Genomic DNA, 19332 nt, shown 5'->3' on the forward strand with positions numbered 1-19332 from the left:
AGCGGGCAGCCCTCAGGGCTGAATCTCCTGCTCGCAGATCTATGCGCGTATGATCGCTTACACCCTGATGTAAGAGTAGGGGGCGCTCTATGAAGTTTCAGCGCCTCCGTGTCCTTGGGTTCAAATCCTTTGTTGAGCCTATGGAGTTTGTCATTGAAGACGGCCTGACAGGTGTTGTCGGGCCCAATGGTTGCGGAAAGTCCAATCTTGTAGAAGCGCTGCGCTGGGTTATGGGAGAGAGCTCCTATAAGAACATGCGCGCCTCCGGAATGGATGATGTAATTTTCTCGGGCAGCCTCAACCGCCCGGCGCGTAACACAGCCGAAGTGACGCTCTTTCTCGACAACCAAGATCGAACAGCCCCCACTGGATATAACGACAGTGACACGCTGGAAGTCACCCGCCGCATCGAGCGCGAAGCTGGCTCTGTCTATAAGATCAACGGCAAGGACGCCCGCGCAAGAGACGTACAGCTGCTGTTTGCCGACGCGTCCACCGGCGCGCGCTCACCGGCAATGGTGCGACAGGGGCAAATCGGCGAACTGATTTCGTCCAAACCAACATCGCGCAGAAAGATCCTGGAGGAAGCCGCTGGCATCTCCGGCCTGCACAGTCGCCGGAAAGAAGCTGAAATCCGTCTGCGGGCTGCTGAAACCAATCTGGAACGTCTGGAAGATGTGGTTGTTCAGATTGAAGGACAACTCGACGGCCTGAAGCGGCAAGCAAGACAAGCCACCCGCTACCGCAACCTCTCTTCAGAAATCCGCAAGGCCGAAGCGACGATCCTGTATCTGCGCTGGCAGGAAGCAACAGCCGCGCTGGATGCTGCCCGCAAGCAATATGCGGATGCTGAGATCGGTATGCGAGACATCGCCGGTCTTCAGGCCTCTACTGCGAAAGAGCAGGCCCTCGCTGCCCATGAAATTCCAAAGCTCCGAGAAGCTGCCGGTGGTGCTGCTGCTGCGCTCCAACATCTGATTATCGCAAAGAATGATCTTGAGTCAGAAGATCGGCGCATCAAAGAAAAGCTGATGGACCTTCAGGCGCGTCTTGCTCAGATGGAGCAAGACATCGAGCGCGAAGCCCAACTTGCCAGCGAAAACACCAGTCATCTGGAAGAGCTGGAAGAGGAAAAACAAGAACTCCTCGAAGCTGCCGAGACTTTGGACGAGCGGGCGGCTGAAGCCGAAGAACTGGTGTTGATCGCGGAAGACAATCTCGATGCCAGCGAGATGAAACACTCGCGGATCACACAGGATCACGCCAGCCTCCTCGCCAAGCACACTCAGCTCGACAACCAGATCTCAGGCATCCGCCAAAAGAGCGCCCGCTTTAAAGAAGCAGCAGACCGCTTCAAAGGCCAGCTTGAAGCTGTTGAGGCAGATATTAAAGCCGCCAGTGGCCCAAGCGATAAGCGCGAAGAGCTGGAAATGGCTCTGGAAGAACTGGCTGAAGCAGAAGAAACCGCAGTCGAAGCAGAAGAAACTCTGGCAACGGCGCGCGAAACGGAAAACAACTGCCGCACTCCATTGAATGAAGCACATTCAGCTCTTTCCAGATATGAGACAGAAGCCAAGACACTGCAGGCCGTCCTTTCTGCTGGCCAAAGCGGAGATTGGACACCCGCTGTAGACCGCATGAGCGTGAACCCGGGTTTGGAAACAGCGCTGGGTGCCGCCTTGGGCGAAGACCTTGATGCTGCAATGGAAGAAGATGCGCCGGTCCGTTGGAGCCTGAATGCCGGGGCGGGCTGTGATCCTGCCCTTCCAGCAGGTGCGACACCGCTTTCCGAATATGTGCAGGCGCCCAATGAGCTGGCACGCCGTCTCGCTCAGGTTGGCCTGATTGAGGCTGAACACGGCTCAGCTTTGCGCAAAGAGCTGAATGTTGGCCAGCGACTGGTCAGCAAGCAAGGGGATCTGTGGCGCTGGGATGGCTTGATCATCGCAGCAGACGCACCAACACCAGCTGCACAACGCCTCGCGCAACGAAACCGCTTGGCGGAACTGGAAGACCTTGTCGAACAGACGAGGGATCTGGTGGAAGCAAAGAAAGAAGCGCTGGAGACCGCGACCGAGCACAGGCGTCAGGCCGAAGTTGCTGAACAGGACATGCGTCAAAAACTGCGTCTGGAGCAATCTCGCATTGTCGCCTTGCGGGAAGAGCTCGCGACTGCTGAGCGCGCCTTGACAGAATTGTCGGTTCGTAAAACAACGCTTGAAGAACAGCTCCGCCGCGCAAATGAAGATTATGAAGAGACTGCAGCTTCGCTCGAAGAAGCCGAGAGCGCTCTGGAAGAACTGCCGGATATTGCAGGCGTAACAGCTGAGCTGGAAAGTGCGTCCAAAGATGTTTCCACATGCCGCAGCAAACTGGCGGAGGCCAAAGGAGCCACCGATGCGCTGAAGCGGGAAGGGGAGCTGCGTGCGCGGCGCTTTGAAACCATTGAACGCGACAGACAGAACTGGGTTCAGCGCGCGCAAAACGCAGACAAGCAAATCTCCGTCCTGCGCCAGCGCCGTGATGATGCCGCAGAAGAGCGTCTCATCCTGTTGGAGAGCCCAGAAGAGATCGAGCACAAACGTCAGGACCTGATGAATGGCCTCACATCTGCAGAGAGTGCGCGCAAGGCAGCTGATGACAAACTCGCGGAAGGTGAAAAGCGCCAGCTGATCGCCGACCAGAAGGCCCGTGAAGCCATGGAAGGCTTATCTGGTGCTCGCGAGCGTAAGGTCCGCGCAGAAGAGCGTCTTGAAGCAGCCAAAGAGCGCCGCCTGGAAATTGAGCGCCGCGTGGATGAAGTGTTGGAGGTCAATGTCTCTCGCCTGCATGAGATGGCCGGGCTGTCACAAGACGCGCCTTTGCCGGATGCCGAAGGCGCCGAACGTAAGCTTGATCGTTTGAAGGCTGAGCGGGAACGTCTGGGAGGCGTAAACCTGTGTGCTGATGAGGAAATGCACGAAATTACAGAGCAGCGAGACACGCTGATCACCGAAAGAGACGACCTGATTGAGGCCATCAGGAAGTTGCGCACAGGAATCATGAACCTGAACAAGGAAGCGAGAGAGCGTCTCTTGAGCTCTTTTGATCAGGTCAACGACCACTTCAAGCGTTTATTCACACACTTGTTCGGCGGTGGAACAGCAGAGCTGAAACTGGTGGATGCGGAAGACCCGCTCGACGCGGGTTTGGAGATCTTCGCACGCCCTCCGGGCAAGAAGCCGCAGACCATGACACTGCTGTCAGGTGGTGAGCAGGCTCTCACCGCCATGGCGCTCATATTCGCAGTTTTCCTTACAAACCCTGCCCCAATCTGTGTTCTGGATGAGGTTGACGCTCCGTTGGACGATGCCAATGTTGAGCGTTATTGTGCTTTGCTGGAGGATATGGCGCAGAACACGGCAACGCGTTTCACCGTCATCACGCACAACCCGATTACCATGGCGCGCATGTCCAGATTGTTTGGTGTAACCATGGCTGAAAGAGGGGTCTCACAGCTCGTTTCAGTAGATCTTGAGACGGCTGAACGATTCACCGAACCGGCCTAAAATAGGGTACAATACGGCCTTGAAAGTATCCTTTATACGTATTCTCTGTTAGAAACTCTGGAAACTCTTTAGATATCAGTTATTTAGCTTAAGTAGCTCTAACCTTGACAGTGCAGATCACGAGCATTATGGTGCCCCCGACTTTCAGGGGCATCCATGTCTTTGAACTATCTGCCGGTATCTAGGAAGAATGAACATGTCTCCCGATGAGAATAAGCAGAGTGAAAAAGACATGAAAGAAACTGATCGTCACCTGTCTGAGCGGCTAGAAAAGCTCGGCAAAACGTTGGATACACGCTTGGACGAAGCCTCTGCTAAAGAGGAACCGAACAAGACCAGCGCGATGTCAGGCTTGTCACAGGCTTGGAAGATGTCTTCCGAGTTTATTGCCGCTATCTTTGTCGGGGGGGCACTCGGCTGGATGGCGGATAGCTGGATCGGGACCAAGCCGTGGGGGATGATAATTCTCCTTATGCTTGGCTTTGTTGCGGGAATATTAAACGTCCTTCGGGAGGCGGGCAAAGTCGCCGGTCCTGAAAGACGGATGAATTCCGGCAAGAAGCAGGACTAACTAATTCATCGCGCTCTTGCGCTCGTAAATTGGCACTTCAGGGGTACTACCTGTGGCTGGAAATTCAGGCAACGCGATCGATCCGATCCACCAGTTTCATATCTCCAAGATCTTTCCTGTGGAGATTGGCGGTGTTGATTTCTCCTTTACCAACGCTTCCTTGTTCATGGTTGTCACCGTCGCTGTAGCGACCTTGTTCCTCGTTCTGTCTACCAACAGACGTGGTCTGGTCCCAAGCCGCGCTCAACTCATGGCGGAAATGTCCTACGAGTTTGTTGCTGCCACATTGCGAGGATCAGCAGGCAATGACGGAATGCGGTTCTTCCCGCTCGTCTTCTCCCTGTTCATGTTCGTATTCGTTGCAAACATGCTCGGGATGTTCCCATACTTCTTCACCGTTACAAGTCAGATCATCGTGACATTTGCACTCGCAATTCTCGTGATTGGCACTGTAACGATCTACGGTTTCTTCAAGCACGGTGCAGGCTTCCTTAAGCTGTTCGTCCCAAGTGGCGTTCCAGCTGGGGTTATTCCTCTGGTCTCCGCGATTGAAGTTATCTCTTTCCTTTCACGTCCAGTTAGCTTGTCCGTTCGTTTGTTCGCAAACATGCTTGCTGGTCACATCACTCTGAAGGTTTTTGCAGGTTTTGTTGTCATGCTCACCGGCTTCGGTGCAGTTGGCATCGCATCTGCGATCCTGCCTCTGATACTTACAGTTGCCATCACGGCTCTTGAGTTCCTCGTGGCATTCCTTCAGGCCTACGTCTTTACCGTTCTTACGTGCATGTATCTTGCAGATGCGCTCCATCCGAGCCACTAAGTAACGTGTAGAATCCGGGTTTCAAACCCAAAACAAAGTCATAGACGAATTTGCTAGTTTAGGAGCACTTGTCATGGAAGCAGAAGCAGCAAAATACATCGGTGCCGGTATCGCATGCCTTGGTATGGGTGGTGCAGCTCTCGGTCTTGGTAACATCTTCGGCAACTTCCTTGCCGGCGCACTGCGCAACCCATCTGCTGCAGATGGACAGTTTGGCCGCCTCATCCTCGGCTTTGCTGTGACCGAAGCTCTCGGCATCTTCTCCCTTCTCGTCGCACTTCTGCTGCTGTTCGCAGTATAATCGACGACAACGATTAGAGCGTTTTATGATGACGGTTCCTCATGGTAGGGACCGTCTCTAAAGTCATAAAACGTTACGAAGAGCGTTCACGGAGAAGTTGATGTCGAATACTCAAGGCAACCTGAATACAACTGCCGAAGTTGGCATTGTAGAGGAGGGCGGTAGCTTTCCTCCGTTCGACAGCACGACTTACCCGTCTCAGCTGTTGTGGTTGGTTCTTTCCTTCGGCGTTTTCTACTGGGTAATGTCGAAAGTGGTCCTCCCACGCATCGGCGGTATCCTTGAAGATCGTCGCGATCGCATCGCAGGTGATATGGCAGAAGCATCCCGTCTCAAACAAGAGACAGATGAAGCCATTGCATCCTACGAAAGTGCTCTAGCTGAAGCGCGCAAAAAAGCCACTACCATGGCTCATGATGCACGTTCTAAAGTGAAAGCAGAAACAGAAAGCGCCCGCGCAGCGGCTGAAGAGCAGCTGGCAGCCAAGCTTTCCGAATCTGAACAGAGCATTTCCAAGATCACAGCTGAAAGCCTGTCTCATGTTGGCGAAATCGCCGCCGAGACAACAGGCGAGCTTGTAAAGGCACTTATCGGTGGCCGTACTCCAGCGAAAGCTGAAGTTGCCAAAGCCGTTGATGCTGCACTTAAGTAAGGGGTGACAGAATGTTCGATGCAAGCCTTTGGGCACTCGTTGGTCTCATCCTCTTCTTTGCCCTGCTGTGGTACCTGAAAGTACCTGGCAAGGTTGGTGCAATGCTTGACCAGCAAGCGGACAACATCAAGCAAGAGCTTGAAGGCGCCCGTAAGCTGCGTGAAGAAGCTCAGGCTCTGATGGCCGAGTACCAGCGCAAGCGTAAAGAGGCTGAAGCGGAAGCAGATCAGATCGTTGCTGACGCAAAAGTTGAAGCTGATCGTCTGGCTGAAGAAGCCAAGGCAGCTCTCGAAGAGATGATTGCACGTCGCACCAAAGCAGCCGAAGCGAAAATCGCTCAGGCTGAAGCAAATGCGATTGCACAGGTTCGCTCCCGTGCTGCAGATGTTGCAGTTCAGGCAGCTGAAACCATCGTCGCTTCCAGCACTGCCAAAGAAGAAGTTCAGGATAAAGTGCTCAAGCAGAGCATCAAACAGGTTTCTGAAAACCTGAATTGATCCTCAAAATTTCTGACAAGAATATCAAAAAAGGCTCCCGAATTTCGGGAGCCTTTTTCTTTGTCTAAACATTACTTGGCTTCAGCGTCCTGATAACAAACTAGACATGCCATTCAGCAAGTCCCAACCGTTCTGAGGTGTCGATTTTAATTGGCAATGGGCTGTCATCCGGCTGGTGCATCAAAACAACATCCGCTTCCGTACAGTGCGTCAACAACGCAATGATGCTGCCTGAGCTGAACGCATCAGCGTGAATGGTGTTCCCGGGCACCAGAATACCGCTGCCATGTGGAACAAGGAAGTTGGTGAGAGCAAACTGATCTTCTTCAAGCTGCGTCCCTACAGTGATCACAATCTCACTCTGTTCAGAAGCTGGCATGAACACATGCGGGAAGTCGTGCGTCTCAATAAAGAAACCATTCGCCACATCCAGCCGGTACTGCGGATAGGCCTTGCCAAACTCATACTCAACAGCATTCAGATTGCCATCAAACTTCAGCGGGACTGTCTGTCCTTCATCGAAGATTTTGACCCCGAAGGCCGCTGCTATGTCATCCCGATTAGGACTGATTGGCGTCACAAGAGGAATGTCGAGGCTTGTCTCAGCGGAGGCAAACAGTCCGCTTGCGCCAAATACGTTTCCGGGTGCAGGAACCTGTACGGTTGAAGCATCCAGCCATCTGCCCTGCGTTTGCAGATATGACCCATCAGGCAAATTCGCGATATCAGCAGGGGAGGCAGCAACTGACTTGTGTGTACCAGCTGTTTCCTGAGCTGGTGAGGCGCTGGTTAGGAACGGCGCTTTAGCAGACAACACTGCATCTTTGCCGCCCTCCACGACATTGTGAAGCGCGTTTGTCGTCATTCCGAGTTTGTCATTCACCATGCGATGAACAGAAACTGCAGCAAGACTGGAATCCACTTGCCGCTCCGGAATAGCAGGATTGTATTTTACGTTGATACCAAGATCTCCAAGATGACGTTCCTTATACGTCTCTTGTAGATCAGCCGGCTTGGCAGTGTTTTGAACCGCCTGTGGTTGGACTGGGAGGGTCTCGTTCCGCACGGCACCTGTGATAGCTGGCATTTCAATGCTCCTGAATTTAGAGTTGCAATGCCGCCATGATGTGAGCTGTTACGCCTCTGGGTTGTGTTAAAATGCACTCAAAGGCGAGTAAGTGCCGCTAGGTCATTCAACTCTGCGTTATAATGCGAGAGCATTGGAAAAGTCTGTGTGCTTGAGTTCAACGCAAGAACTCCTCTTTTTAGTTAGCTCTGACGGCTAGTCGATATCATCGCTGACAGTACGAAACACACATTTCCATGCACAATTCTAAGCGATCACATGAACACCAATAGTGGCGTCCCTAAAAGAAGTGCCGACCTCCCACGAATTGCAGAAAATTCTGCCGCGAGGGCTAAATGAGTACTTTAAGAACGCCAGTTTCCTGCACTTTTTAGTGGCATATATATTGCTTTATTGAATTCTGAATTTTGCTTAATTTATGAGTTTTGACCAAATGATGAGCCACGCTAATTTTTCACTCGCCAAACCACTCACTTCTGTTCGCATTGAGGTTGATGAAGGAAGGCAAGTCAACGCCGAAGAAGCGCGCAGTTTTATTAGGTTGGCAAATGCGGAGATAGATAAATTCTACACGAAGGGCGCACCAATCAAAATATCCACGAGCGGATCATCGGCGGAGATGATCGACATACAGCGTTTACTTCTGCAAACGCAGGAAACTTGGCAAAAGCACTTTGGATAAGCTGCGGACAGCTCTGAAATCCTCTTAGTTCAGCTAAGTCATGTCGCACTCTTTCTGACTTCGGAGAGATGCGTGGCTAAATTGTCTCCAAGTTTACCCCTACTGCGAGGCTGTCGAGTTTGCTTTGTACGTGCTTCAATGTGATGGTGTCGTTTACAGCTTGAACGCAACCTTCAAAGCCAGGAAACAGCTTTGCAGAATCCATATTATGCTGCTTCAAAATACGAAGTAGCTTTGGAACTTCCAAAATGGGGAGAGTCACACACTCCAAAATCATTTGGAGGCGATCTGCATTGCTAAGATCCTTATGCACTTCCAAGAAACGATGGCAGCAGAGTATTGCTTCATCAAGAGGCAGGTTTACTTTGTCTAAGTGTGCCCATTTTTCATTCATGATGTGTGGTTGGTGTAATGTAAATGCACCGAGCTGCGCGACGATATTTTTGTTACTTTGTGTCGGAGGTTCAACAAAGTCGATATCAAATGGCATCGCTTTACGTGAGTATTCATTCTTTAGACAAGCCATTGCATTTTTAGAAATCGACTTGGCTCGGTCTCTGTTCAGTACCCAAACATGAATTTGTTGAAATGATAGTTCTTTTAAAAAGTTGTCATCGGCTCTTGCTCTAGGCTGCCCTTCTCTTAGCAGCTCATTAATTATATTTAACGCGCCTGAAGCGGCAAACGTCATGGCAGCTCCAGAAGAGCGTGTCCAATCTAGTAGCCTGGTTTTCATCCCGTAATGCTGTGCTAAGGCAATCAATTCGCGTAGATTTTCATTTGGAAACCAAGGCGATAAGTTCGCACTAGAGTTCTCGTCAGCCTCCATAAGGCTGCGATGAACTTCACTAGGAACTCTAGGCAGATCTAACCCCAACTCTGTCGCCCTACGATAGAATTCAATAAGGATTGCTAGTTCTTTGTTGCCACGAAATGGTTTTACGTTGTCAAACCACGGCATAGCATCAGGGCGTAAAGCAGATGGAATAAGTTTGAAAGAGGCGTCTTTATGTCCTCTAAAAAGTAAACGACCTTCTTGGTCTGGATCTGCAGTCTGACGTTTGATGAGATAATCGTAAAATTCTTGAGCAGTAAGGGTTGGTTGAGTACGGACAATAGATTTAAGATCAGATTTCATGAAAAAGACCTGCTTCTTTAAGTACAATAATATGATGTATTTTCTTACCCCTCAATCATCTCCCGAATAGGCCGGAAGGAGCAGCGGTGGAGCGGGGTTACGCCGTGGGCGGCCAGCGCCTCCTGATGCTGTTTGGTGCCGTAGCCTTTGTGTTTGGCAAAACCGTACTCCGGGAAATGCTTGTCCATCTTCACCATCAGGCGGTCACGGGTCACCTTGGCAACGATGGAAGCAGCTGAGATGGCGAGGCAGCGGCCATCACCCTTGATCAACGCTTGCCCTTCCTGTGGCAGGTGATGAGGCACATCCTTGCCATCAATGAAGAACCGTTTCACAGGAACGCTGAGCGAGCGGGCGCAGGTGCGCATGCCCTGCAAGGTTGCTTCGCGAATGTTGATCCGGTCAACGGTCTGCGCACTTTGCACACACACACTCACATCAGCCATCTCAAGGATCTGCTCAAAGAGCTCCTCGCGCTTGGCCTCGGTCAACTTCTTGGAATCGTTCAGTCCCTCTGGCAGGTTGTCGTAGTCGAGGCTGGCAGCAGCAACCACCACAGGGCCAGCCCACGGCCCGCGCCCGGCTTCATCAATACCGGCAAACCGCCCTTGCAGGTCTTGCTCAACAGAGCGCTCAAAGCGCAGGTCTGGAGCATCAGGAAAGGCGATATCAAAGAGGGAGTTTGCAAAATACGACATGCCCCTCATTGCCATGCAGCCCGGCAGCTTTCAAGCATCAAAACACGCCTCGTCTACAGCAATGAAAGCTGCACACCGCCGCAAGTTGGTTTGATGAAATGGTCACAGGACAACTTCATTGAGCGCGAGGATAAACCCTTGCTCTTGCACGCCAGCTGAAAGCGCTTTGCCAGCTGGTCAGCGTAAGGACCTTTACCCTTGAAGCGCTGCGTCCACTGAGCGTCATAGTCTTTTCCATCACGCATGGAACGCAAAAGGCTCAGCACACGCCGGTAACTGCCCGGAGCCTCCCGCAAAAGCCATTCCTTGAAGAGTTCAGAAACCTCGCGAGGAAGGCGCAGCAAAATGTAACTGGCCTCTGTCGCACCATGCTCCTTACAAACCTCAAGAATGCTCTCAAGTTCATGATCCGTCAGTCCGGGAATGATTGGAGCTGCCAGCACAGCGGTTGGAATACCCGCATCAGACAGTGCTTTGATTGCTTGCAAACGGCGAGGCGGCGTTGACGCGCGTGGTTCAAGGCTCCGCGCGATCTTCCTGTCCAGTGTGGTCACAGAAATTGCCACCTTTGCCAGATTACGCTCTGCCATTTCGCTAAGAATATCGATATCCCGCATGACCAGCGCTGACTTGGTGACAATGGTCACCGGATGGCCCGTCTTGTTCAACACCTCCAGAACATCGCGCATGATTTTGTGCGTGCGTTCAATCGGCTGATAGGGATCAGTGTTGGTGCCAATCGCAATGGGTTTGGGTTGATAAGAGGATGCACCCAGCTCCCGCTCCAGCACCTGTGCTGCATTGGGCTTGGCAAACAAGCGGCTTTCAAAATCCAGCCCTGGCGACAGGCCCATATACGCATGGGTTGGCCGCGCAAAGCAGTAGATGCAGCCATGCTCACAGCCCCGATACGGATTGATCGAGCGATCAAAAGGCAGGTCAGGAGAGCTGTTCTTGGTGATCACATGCCGTGCAGTTTCAATCTGCACTTCTGTCTTGATCGGCGGAAGTTCATCAATTGTTCCCCAGCCGTCATCCATCAGTTCCCGGCTTTCCGCCTCAAACCGGCCAGCCTTGTTGGAATGTGCCGCACGGCCCCGACCTGTCATGTTGACCGGAAGCGAAGATCCCAAAGGATCAGCGGCCTCAGTTTCGGCCCTGTGATTTTGTGCAGTTGACATGGGGCATGCACTTTCATCTTCTTATGAGAACATAAGTGGAACATTGCTCAAAATATCTGGATTTGCAAGCCTTTACTTTCCAAAGCTAAGGCAAATCACTGTAAGCTGTTGGAATGATTAGCGCACTTATTCCCACCTATAACAGCGAGCACCGGCTGGTGCTCACCCTGTCCGCTCTGGTCCCGGCTTCCGCAGAAGGCATCCTGAAAGAAGTTATTATCACCGACGAAGGCTCATCTGATGGGACCGAGATTGTCGCGGATGCCAGCGGTGCGGATTTCGTCAGCGCCACCTCAAAATCTGGTTTCGCTCTGGCAGAAGGGCTCAAACGGTGCACCCGTTCCAACTGGGTTTTGCTCATCCAACCCGGCGCTATTCTGCAAGCGGGCTGGCAGGCAGAAGCCGCATCCTTCATAGAGCGCGCGGAGCGGGTCGGAACTGAGCAGAATCTAGTTGCTGTGTTTCCCAGCCGCACAGAAGAATTCGGCACTGTGGCACAACTCAAGCAGAAACTTATCACCCTCACGCATCGCTTGCTGAAAGCGTCATGCCACCAGCTCCCCATGCTGATCCACAAAGACCACCTGCAACAAGCTCTGGCGAACGCCTCAGGAGTGAACCGGCAGGCTCAGCTCCAGAAGGTTTTGAGGGCTAGCCGGGTCCATTGGTTGAACGGTACAGTGATCTTTCAAAATACGACGAAATAACGCGGTACCAGCTTGGAGGGCTCATGGATTGGAATCGACACCTGAACCAATACTGCGAGCGCACCTCCGCTGCATTCTGGTCTGAGCCACTCAATGCAGTGAGCAACGCTGCTTTTATTATTGCCGCGCTGATTGCCCTTCAATTCTGGTTGAACGCACGCAGCAACGCAAAAAAAACGCATTCAACGCAAACCAACGCACAAGATAACGCAGCGCTGGTTCTCATCGCTTTGTTGATTATCATCGGGATCGGGTCGTTCCTATTCCACACCTTCGCAACCCTCTGGTCTATGCTGGCTGATGTCATCCCGATTGCGATCTTCATGCTGGTTTACTTCTACCTTGCCACGCGTCGATATATAGGTGCCAACCTCTTGATATCACTGGGCGCAACGCTGCTCTTCTTTGGGGCAATGGCATTTGGCCCAAGGCTGTTTGAGGGGATGCTTGGATCCACCGCTGGCTACTTCCCAGCACTCCTCGCAATCCTGCTTTTTGCAGGCCTGACCCGCAGCAAAAACAGGCAAACATCCAACGCTCTGTTAGCCGCAGGAGCGGTCTTCGCACTTTCGATGAGTTTCCGGATTTTGGACGAACCAATTTGCTCGATTTTGCCAGTTGGAACACATTCCTTGTGGCATATTTTGAATGCAATTGTTTTGCTTATTCTAATTCGCGCATTTATACGCTTTAAGACGTATTGAGATACTGCAAAATCCTAGGCGATGGTCTAGGTTTTGCAAAACTGCGACATCTGAACCGGAAGTCATAGTGATTCCCGGTGGCGAGCCGCTCATTCACTCGGTCAGGCAAGAATAGACGATGACGGACAAAAAACGCCCTACCTCCGGCGAACTCGATGAACAAGCGCTCTTTTACCATGAGTATCCGCGCGCGGGTAAATTGGAAATTCAGGCAACTAAGCCATTGGGAAACCAGCGAGATTTGGCGCTTGCCTATTCTCCGGGTGTGGCTGCTCCGTGTTTGGCAATCCATAAGGATGAGTCAAAAGCGGCTGACTATACCGCACGTCAAAACCTTGTTGGTGTCATCTCCAATGGTACCGCGGTTCTGGGTTTAGGCGCGATTGGTCCTCTGGCATCCAAGCCGGTGATGGAAGGTAAGGCTGTCCTCTTCAAAAAGTTCGCTGGCATTGATGTATTCGACATCGAAGTTGACGAGACCAACGTTGATAAGTTCGTTGATGCAGTTGGCGTTTTGGAGCCAACCTTCGGCGGCATCAACCTGGAAGACATTAAAGCGCCAGAGTGTTTCCAGATCGAGAAACGCCTGCGCGAAAGAATGAATATCCCGGTTTTCCATGATGATCAGCACGGTACCGCGATCATCGTGTCAGCTGCGGTGCGCAATGGCATGGAGCTCTCCGGTAAAAAGCTGGATGAGATTAAAGTCGTTGCTTCCGGTGCGGGCGCTGCAGCGCTGGCCTGTCTTAACCTGTTGGTGTCCTCCGGTGTAAAGCGCGAGAACATCTGGGTTTCTGACATTGAGGGCGTTGTTTATGAGGGCCGCGAAGCCCTTATGGATGAATGGAAATCCGTATTCGCGCAGAAAACCGACAAGCGCACGCTGGATGATATCATCGAAGGCGCTGATGTCTTCATCGGCTTGTCAGCAGCTGGAGTGCTGAAGCCAGAGATGGTCGCCAAGATGGCAAAACGCCCTCTGGTGATGGGCCTTGCCAACCCGAACCCGGAAATTATGCCGGAAGATGCACTGGCTGTTCGTGACGATGTGGTCATGTGTACAGGCCGTTCGGATTACCCGAACCAGGTGAATAACGTCCTCTGCTTCCCATACATCTTCCGCGGCGCTCTGGATGTTGGAGCAACGGCCATCAACGAAGAAATGAAGCTGGCCGCTGTTGAGGCAATTGCCGCTCTGGCACGGGAAGAACCGACCGATGTGGTGGCCAAAGCCTACGGCGGTGTCACCCACACATTCGGCCCGAATTACCTCATTCCATCCCCGTTCGATAACCGCCTGATCCTGCGCATTGCCCCTGCTGTTGCAAAAGCTGCCATGGAAACTGGCATCGCAACCCGCCCGATCGAAGATTTCGACGCCTACATGGATAAGCTGAACCGTTTCGTGTTCCGCTCCGGCATGGTGATGAAGCCAATCATCGCGCAGGCAAAGGCAGATAAGCAGCGCGTTATCTACGCTGATGGTGAAGACGAACGCGTGCTGCGCGCCGCTCAGGTGGTGCTGGAAGAGGGCCTCGCGACACCAATCCTCATTGGTCGTCCGCAGGTTCTGGAAAACCGCTGTGAGCGCTTCGGCCTGCGGATCCGTCCGGGCACAGATTTTGAGTTTGTGAACCCGGAAGACGATCCACGCTACCGTTCCTATGTTGACACACTGGTGCAACTGGTTGGCCGTAAAGGCGTAACGCCGGAAGCTGCCAGAACGATGGTGCGTACAAACTCCACTGTCATTGGTGCCCTGGCGTTGCATAGAGAAGAAGCTGATGCGCTGATCACAGGCCTCGAAGGCCGCTTTGACAAGCACCTGCGTGACATCAACAACATCATTGGTTGTTCCGAAGGTGTAACGGATTTCTCAACGCTCTCACTGCTGATCAACTCCAGCGGCGCGTACTTCCTTGCAGATACTTATGTCACTGAGTGTCCATCCGCTGAAGAGATCGCAGAGATCACGCATCTGGCGTCTGAGCAGATCAAGCGCTTCGGCATCACACCGCGTGTTGCGCTGCTGTCCCACTCCAACTTCGGCTCCCGTCCGTCAGAAACCTCCAACAAGATGCGGGAAGCCCTGCAGATGGTTTGGAAACAGCTGCCAGAGCTGGAAGCTGAAGGTGAAATGCATGGTGATGCTGCGTTGAAGCCGGAAATCCTGAAACGCTACATGCCAGATGCGCATATCTCCGGTCCTGCGAACCTGCTGGTGTTCCCAACTCTGGACGCCTCCAACATCGCATTGAACCTCATCAAAGCAATGACAGACGCGCTTCATGTTGGTCCAATTTTGCTGGGCGCGAAGAAAACCGCTCACATCATTACGCCATCCGTGACCTCACGCGGCATCGTAAATATGACAGCACTTTCAGCTGTTGATGCACAATGCCGTAAGCAGAATGCAGGCGTTTGCCTGGCACCACATAGCTAAAACAACTCCTTCGGCGGGCACTGGTTAATATGCCCGCCGAAGTTTTGTCAGCTTGAAAATACCTTCCCCTTACGGCATGCTGATTGCATTGATACCGCTTGATATTACGGGGAGGGTAGTATGAGCTTTTCAGAAGCGACCGGGCGTCGCATTGATCGCCTGCTGGGCGAGTACGGCGAAAGCCACCAAAATCACAAAAACAAAGCCATTCACTGGATCTGTGTGCCGGTCATTTTCTGGACGGTAACCGCATTGCTATGGTCTGTTCCAACACCGATCGGGTTGTCGAACATCTCGCCGTGGCTGAACTGGTGCACGATCGGGCTGGGGTTATCGATCATCTACTACCTGTCATTGTCCATCACACTGGCAATCGGTATGGCCGTTTTCTCAGCGTTGATGATCTGGATTAACATGACTTATCAGCAGTTTGGGCTTGGCATCCCACTCTGGCAGACAGCATTGGCAGTGTTTGTGATTGCTTGGGTCGGCCAGTTTATCGGCCATCATATTGAGGGGAAAAAGCCGTCTTTCTTTAAAGATCTGCAGTTCCTGTTGGTTGGACCTGCCTGGCTTATGCATTTCATTTTTAAAAAGATTGGCATCCCGTATTGAGGGACAAAATTAAAAAACGCTGCTCTTAAGGCAGCGTTTTTTCTGGGTTGATGTAAACATCACCAATTTCGCGGGTATCCATTCGCTGAAGAGCAGGGTGTGAAAGTGGGTCAGCACAATAAGGCTTTGAGCCTGCAGCTGCTTTGGTCTTTCGGGGGGATTTTCCGCGCAACAGATCTTTAAAAAGATTTTTCATTGTCATTTCCTTTGTGACTTGATGGAGCGACAATGCGTCAATTGCATTGCAAGTGCTATCTGGAATAACTAAACCCCGGTTTAGATTTACTGCTCGGAACTGTCCTCGATGAAAAATCTCAATCAAGTCAGCCTCGCTGGCCTTCGCGTTGTTGAAGCCGTCGGGCGCCTGGGCTCCCTGAAAAATGCGGCTGAAGAGTTGGGCATTACGTCCGGCGCCGTCAGCCAGCAACTGCACAAAACCGAGCATCAGTTGGGCCGCCCGCTGTTCACTCGAGAGACAGGCGGATTGAAGCTGACAAGCCTTGGCGCCGAGATTTGTCACGAACTCACATCAGGCTTGAAGCAGATCTCAGAGGCTGTTGCATTGGCAGACCGGGACAGAGAAGAAAGCCTCTTTCTATCTGTAGCTCCGCTGTTGGCTGAGAAATGGCTGGTCTGGCGCCTGAGCAGTTTTATGAAGGCAAATCCGGACATCAATCTCAGGCTGGATGCCAACGACCAGTTAGTGAACCTCAATCACTCCGATGTAGACGCCTGTGTCCGCGTCCATAAACGAGCGCCTGATGATGTTTACTCAGAGCGCCTGTGTGAGCACTTCATCTATCCGGTCTGCTCTCCTGAGATCGCAGAGCGCCTCAAAGAGCCACGGGATCTTCTGAATGAAGTGATCATCCGCGACTATAACTCCTATTACCGTTGGAGCGACTGGCTGGCCCCGTTTGGTCTCAAAGAAAGTCAGCTTCCAAGAGGTCACGGCTTCTCCAACGCATCCCTCTGCATGGATGCTGCAATTGCAGGCCACGGCGTGTTCTTGGGCTGGGATACGCTGGTTGCCAATGCTGTGAAGCAGGGTCAGCTGAAGATTCCGTTCGGTCACCGCTGTTCAACAGGACGATCCTACTGGTTCATCTGCAGGGAAGGGGCCTTGCGCAGTCCTAGTGTTCGCAAGCTGCGGGATTGGCTGAAAGAAGAAATCGCACAAACAGCGGTTGAATACGAAAAAGCTGTCAAAGTCTAATCAAATAAAAAGCCCGGTAACTCAAGCGAGTCCCGGGCTTTAAAATGTCTTATGGTGTTAGCTTAGCCAGCGATCTTTGAGAAATCAGCGACCTGATGAACAGCTGCACGAATTTCAGAAAGGATCTTCAGACGGTTCTCGCGAACCTCCGGCTTTTCAGCATTCACGTGGATGTCGTCAAAGAAGCCGTCAACAGGACCGCGCAGTTTGGCAAGAGCAGCCATTGCAGCGGAGAAGTCAGCAGCATCAAGCAGCGGCTTGATTTCAGCCAGAACGCTATCCAGCGCAGCTGCCAAGTCTTTTTCTGCCTGTTCTTCCAGCAGAGCAGCATCAGGCTTGCCTGTAAAGGCCTTGCCGTCCTTCTTTTCTTCCGCACGCAGAATGTTTGCAGCACGCTTGTAACCTGCCAGCAGGTTGACCCCGTCTTCGCTGCCCAGCAATCCAGCAAGAGCTTCTGCCTGTTTCACGATCAGATTGATATCATCCTGACCACCACGAGCCAGAACCGCGTCAACCAAATCATGACGCACGCCTTTGTCTTTCAGAACCACCTTCATGCGGTCTGCGAAGAAGCTGAGCAGATCATCAATCAGACCTGATTCCAGAGAGGTCTCAGGGATCTTGTCGGAAACGTTTGCCAGCACCACGTCAGCCGCTTTGGAGACCATGGAGAAGATGTCTTTAACAACGCCTTCGCCGGTTTTGCCTTTGCCGATGAATGGAAGATCCGAGAGCGCACTTTCACCGCGTGCAGCTGCAATGTCTGCAAGGTTGCGGCGCAGGCTCTGAACCAGAACATCACGCAGTGGCAGGCGCAGGTCGTTTTCCAGCACAAGGCGGATAACACCCAAAGCAGCACGGCGCAGCGCAAATGGATCTTTGGATCCGGTTGGCTTCTCGTCGATTGCCCAGAAGCCAGCAAGAATGTCCAGTTTGTCTGCCAAAGCAACAGCGATGGAAACAGGTGATACTGGTACATCATCAGACGCGCCAGCTGGCTTGTAGTGATCTTCAATCGCCTGAGAAACAGCAGCATCTTCGCCCTGTGCTTCTGCATAGTAGCGACCCATCAGGCCTTGCAGCTCAGGGAACTCGAAAACCATTGCAGAAACGAGGTCAGCTTTCGCAAGACGTGCAGCACGCTTGGTCTGCTCGATATCAGCACCAACAAGTGGAGCGATTTCCGCAGCAAGACGCTCAAGGCGATCAACACGGGCAGCCACAGTGCCCAGCTTCTCGTGGAACACGATGTCCTGCAGCTTGGAGACGTTGCTGTCCAGCTTGGTTTTCAGGTCCGTTTCCCAGAAGAACTTTGCGTCGGCAAGGCGTGCAGAAACAACCTTTTCGTTACCAGCAATGATCTTGGTCCCACCATCTTTTGCAACGATATTCGTAGTCAATGCAAACTTGTTGGAGAGGCGAGATGTGGCTGGATCGCTCAGCACGAAGTTCTTCTGGTTCACCTTAATGGTGAGCTGAATGACTTCGTCAGGCAGCTGAAGGAAGCTCTCGTCATAGGAACCGATAAGCACGGTCGGCCACTCGTTGAGGCCGGATACTTCGTCAAGAAGGCCAGCATCTTCAACCAGTTCAAGACCAAGCGCCATAGCCGCGTTTTTCGCATCTACATCGATGATGTCTTTGCGGCGGTCCGCATCAAGCACAACCTTGGCAGCTTCCAGCTTGGACATATAGTCTTCCAGGCGGCGCACTTCGATTGCCTCAGGTGCCATAAAGCGGTGACCATAGGTGGTCTGGCCTGATTTGATACCATCAACTTCAAACGGAATAACTTCTGGCTCTTCAGTCTCTGGGCCAAAGGTACAAACGATTGAGTGCAGCGGGCGAACCCAGCGCAAGCTACCCGAACCCCAGCGCTGAGACTTTGGCCAAGGGAAGTTGCGAATGATGTCTGGCATTACGTCAGCAACAATATCCTCGGTCTTCCGACCTGGCTTTTCGATAATAGCGACGTAAAAATTACCCTTTTTCGGGTCATTTTGAATTTCAGCGTCGTCAATAGAAGAAAGGCCTGCGCCACGCAGGAATCCGGCCAATGCTTTCTCAGGTGAGCCAACGCGCGGGCCCTTCCGCTCTTCACGGGTTGCTTTGGAACCTGCAAGCAAGCCAGCAATGTGCAGTGTCAGGCGGCGTGGAGTGGCATAAGCCTTCGCGCCTTCATAGGTTACACCTGCATCAACAAGAGCATTGGTCAGGAGGGATTTCAAATCCTCAGCCGCACGACGCTGCATGCGGGCAGGAATTTCCTCGCTAAAGAGTTCGAGGAGAAGATCTGGCATTGGTGAACGACGCCTTTAACTGGTCAATCAATCGCGAATTTCTAAGGTGGATAGTGCCTAGCAATACTCAAGGGCATTGTCACCCCCAATAGGCAGCGCGGAACCGTAATTGGGCAAAAAACATCAGCCGGGCACAACCAATCAACAGGGGTGTGAACAGCTGCCTTGCATC

General features: G+C 52.3%; 18 protein-coding genes. 12 read left to right on the plus strand and 6 right to left on the minus strand.

Annotation, left to right across the window (positions count from 1 at the left end):
- The first annotated feature begins 89 nt into the window (after positions 1–89).
- From PsAD5_RS22590 to PsAD5_RS22615, 6 genes are all read left to right on the plus strand, one after another.
- Positions 90–3548 carry a chromosome segregation SMC family protein gene (locus tag PsAD5_RS22590; protein WP_063293754.1) on the plus strand — a complete coding sequence of 1153 codons (3459 nt, stop codon included), beginning with the start codon at positions 90–92 and terminating at the stop codon, positions 3546–3548.
- Positions 3549–3744: 196 nt separating this feature from the next.
- Positions 3745–4119 (plus strand): AtpZ/AtpI family protein, encoded by a 375-nt coding sequence (locus tag PsAD5_RS22595; protein WP_108817844.1) that lies wholly within the window; start codon positions 3745–3747, stop codon positions 4117–4119.
- Between the two features lie 52 nt (positions 4120–4171).
- Entirely contained in the window at positions 4172–4939 is a 768-nt protein-coding gene (locus PsAD5_RS22600; protein WP_063287232.1) for a F0F1 ATP synthase subunit A, read from the plus strand.
- 73 nt (positions 4940–5012) lie between these two features.
- Positions 5013–5240 carry a F0F1 ATP synthase subunit C gene (locus tag PsAD5_RS22605; protein WP_008549639.1) on the plus strand — a complete coding sequence of 76 codons (228 nt, stop codon included), beginning with the start codon at positions 5013–5015 and terminating at the stop codon, positions 5238–5240.
- A 100-nt stretch (positions 5241–5340) separates the two neighbouring features.
- The gene (locus tag PsAD5_RS22610) at positions 5341–5892 is read left to right on the plus strand and encodes a F0F1 ATP synthase subunit B (RefSeq protein ID WP_063293755.1); all 552 of its coding nucleotides are present in this window, start codon (positions 5341–5343) and stop codon (positions 5890–5892) included.
- A gap of 11 nt (positions 5893–5903) precedes the next feature.
- Complete coding sequence (locus PsAD5_RS22615) at positions 5904–6389, plus strand: F0F1 ATP synthase subunit B family protein (RefSeq protein ID WP_063293756.1); 486 nt, start codon at positions 5904–5906, stop codon at positions 6387–6389.
- A 100-nt stretch (positions 6390–6489) separates the two neighbouring features.
- Here PsAD5_RS22615 and PsAD5_RS22620 read toward each other — a convergent pair whose 3' ends face one another.
- A complete protein-coding gene (locus PsAD5_RS22620; RefSeq protein ID WP_063293757.1) occupies positions 6490–7476 on the minus strand; it encodes a hypothetical protein in 987 nt (328 codons plus the stop codon).
- 418 nt (positions 7477–7894) lie between these two features.
- Here PsAD5_RS22620 and PsAD5_RS22625 point away from each other — a divergent pair, with 418 nt between their 5' ends.
- Positions 7895–8158 (plus strand): hypothetical protein, encoded by a 264-nt coding sequence (locus PsAD5_RS22625; protein WP_208981728.1) that lies wholly within the window; start codon positions 7895–7897, stop codon positions 8156–8158.
- 76 nt (positions 8159–8234) lie between these two features.
- On the opposite strand, the gene PsAD5_RS22630 is transcribed toward PsAD5_RS22625, so the two are convergent.
- From PsAD5_RS22630 to PsAD5_RS22640, 3 genes are read right to left on the minus strand one after another with little or no spacing between them, the layout of a single operon-like run.
- Positions 8235–9296, minus strand: coding sequence for an FRG domain-containing protein (locus PsAD5_RS22630; RefSeq protein WP_153041416.1), 1062 nt, complete (start codon positions 9294–9296; stop codon positions 8235–8237).
- A gap of 44 nt (positions 9297–9340) precedes the next feature.
- Positions 9341–9994, minus strand: coding sequence for a ribonuclease HII (locus PsAD5_RS22635; protein WP_063293759.1), 654 nt, complete (start codon positions 9992–9994; stop codon positions 9341–9343).
- A 53-nt stretch (positions 9995–10047) separates the two neighbouring features.
- Entirely contained in the window at positions 10048–11175 is a 1128-nt protein-coding gene (locus tag PsAD5_RS22640) for a PA0069 family radical SAM protein (RefSeq protein WP_063293760.1), read from the minus strand.
- 113 nt (positions 11176–11288) lie between these two features.
- Between PsAD5_RS22640 and PsAD5_RS22645 the strand changes: the two genes are divergently transcribed.
- The 4 genes from PsAD5_RS22645 (at position 11289) to PsAD5_RS22660 (ending at position 15644) form a co-directional block, all read left to right on the plus strand.
- The gene (locus tag PsAD5_RS22645; protein WP_063293761.1) at positions 11289–11882 is read left to right on the plus strand and encodes a glycosyltransferase family 2 protein; all 594 of its coding nucleotides are present in this window, start codon (positions 11289–11291) and stop codon (positions 11880–11882) included.
- A gap of 23 nt (positions 11883–11905) precedes the next feature.
- Positions 11906–12586 carry a ceramidase domain-containing protein gene (locus tag PsAD5_RS22650; RefSeq protein ID WP_063293762.1) on the plus strand — a complete coding sequence of 227 codons (681 nt, stop codon included), beginning with the start codon at positions 11906–11908 and terminating at the stop codon, positions 12584–12586.
- A gap of 118 nt (positions 12587–12704) precedes the next feature.
- The gene (locus tag PsAD5_RS22655) at positions 12705–15029 is read left to right on the plus strand and encodes an NADP-dependent malic enzyme (protein ID WP_063293763.1); all 2325 of its coding nucleotides are present in this window, start codon (positions 12705–12707) and stop codon (positions 15027–15029) included.
- 120 nt (positions 15030–15149) lie between these two features.
- Entirely contained in the window at positions 15150–15644 is a 495-nt protein-coding gene (locus PsAD5_RS22660; RefSeq protein WP_057464857.1) for an Mpo1 family 2-hydroxy fatty acid dioxygenase, read from the plus strand.
- A gap of 25 nt (positions 15645–15669) precedes the next feature.
- Here PsAD5_RS22660 and PsAD5_RS28100 read toward each other — a convergent pair whose 3' ends face one another.
- Complete coding sequence (locus PsAD5_RS28100; protein ID WP_162531840.1) at positions 15670–15840, minus strand: hypothetical protein; 171 nt, start codon at positions 15838–15840, stop codon at positions 15670–15672.
- A gap of 108 nt (positions 15841–15948) precedes the next feature.
- Between PsAD5_RS28100 and PsAD5_RS22665 the strand changes: the two genes are divergently transcribed.
- Complete coding sequence (locus PsAD5_RS22665; protein WP_057464858.1) at positions 15949–16860, plus strand: LysR substrate-binding domain-containing protein; 912 nt, start codon at positions 15949–15951, stop codon at positions 16858–16860.
- A 62-nt stretch (positions 16861–16922) separates the two neighbouring features.
- Here the strand turns inward: PsAD5_RS22665 and glyS are convergent, their stop codons facing one another.
- On the minus strand, positions 16923–19160 hold the full coding sequence (gene glyS / locus PsAD5_RS22670; RefSeq protein WP_063293764.1) for a glycine--tRNA ligase subunit beta: 2238 nt from the start codon (positions 19158–19160) through the stop codon (positions 16923–16925).
- Between the last annotated feature and the right edge of the window lie 172 nt (positions 19161–19332).

Source organism: Pseudovibrio sp. Ad5 (genome assembly GCF_001623095.1).
In the GTDB taxonomy this organism is placed as follows: domain Bacteria; phylum Pseudomonadota; class Alphaproteobacteria; order Rhizobiales; family Stappiaceae; genus Pseudovibrio.

Bases quoted from the DNA above. Each gene is read 5' to 3' on its own strand.
- PsAD5_RS22590 (WP_063293754.1), top strand. From the start codon at position 90: ATGAAGTTTCAGCGCCTCCGTGTCCTTGGGTTCAAATCCTTTGTTGAG.
- PsAD5_RS22595 (WP_108817844.1), top strand. From the start codon at position 3,745: ATGTCTCCCGATGAGAATAAGCAGAGTGAAAAAGACATGAAAGAAACT.
- PsAD5_RS22605 (WP_008549639.1), top strand. From the start codon at position 5,013: ATGGAAGCAGAAGCAGCAAAATACATCGGTGCCGGTATCGCATGCCTT.
- PsAD5_RS22610 (WP_063293755.1), top strand. From the start codon at position 5,341: ATGTCGAATACTCAAGGCAACCTGAATACAACTGCCGAAGTTGGCATT.
- PsAD5_RS22615 (WP_063293756.1), top strand. From the start codon at position 5,904: ATGTTCGATGCAAGCCTTTGGGCACTCGTTGGTCTCATCCTCTTCTTT.
- PsAD5_RS22620 (WP_063293757.1), bottom strand. From the start codon at position 7,476: ATGCCAGCTATCACAGGTGCCGTGCGGAACGAGACCCTCCCAGTCCAA.
- PsAD5_RS22625 (WP_208981728.1), top strand. From the start codon at position 7,895: ATGAGTTTTGACCAAATGATGAGCCACGCTAATTTTTCACTCGCCAAA.
- PsAD5_RS22630 (WP_153041416.1), bottom strand. From the start codon at position 9,296: ATGAAATCTGATCTTAAATCTATTGTCCGTACTCAACCAACCCTTACT.
- PsAD5_RS22635 (WP_063293759.1), bottom strand. From the start codon at position 9,994: ATGTCGTATTTTGCAAACTCCCTCTTTGATATCGCCTTTCCTGATGCT.
- PsAD5_RS22640 (WP_063293760.1), bottom strand. From the start codon at position 11,175: ATGTCAACTGCACAAAATCACAGGGCCGAAACTGAGGCCGCTGATCCT.
- PsAD5_RS22645 (WP_063293761.1), top strand. From the start codon at position 11,289: ATGATTAGCGCACTTATTCCCACCTATAACAGCGAGCACCGGCTGGTG.
- PsAD5_RS22650 (WP_063293762.1), top strand. From the start codon at position 11,906: ATGGATTGGAATCGACACCTGAACCAATACTGCGAGCGCACCTCCGCT.
- PsAD5_RS22655 (WP_063293763.1), top strand. From the start codon at position 12,705: ATGACGGACAAAAAACGCCCTACCTCCGGCGAACTCGATGAACAAGCG.
- PsAD5_RS22660 (WP_057464857.1), top strand. From the start codon at position 15,150: ATGAGCTTTTCAGAAGCGACCGGGCGTCGCATTGATCGCCTGCTGGGC.
- PsAD5_RS28100 (WP_162531840.1), bottom strand. From the start codon at position 15,840: ATGAAAAATCTTTTTAAAGATCTGTTGCGCGGAAAATCCCCCCGAAAG.
- PsAD5_RS22665 (WP_057464858.1), top strand. From the start codon at position 15,949: ATGAAAAATCTCAATCAAGTCAGCCTCGCTGGCCTTCGCGTTGTTGAA.
- glyS (WP_063293764.1), bottom strand. From the start codon at position 19,160: ATGCCAGATCTTCTCCTCGAACTCTTTAGCGAGGAAATTCCTGCCCGC.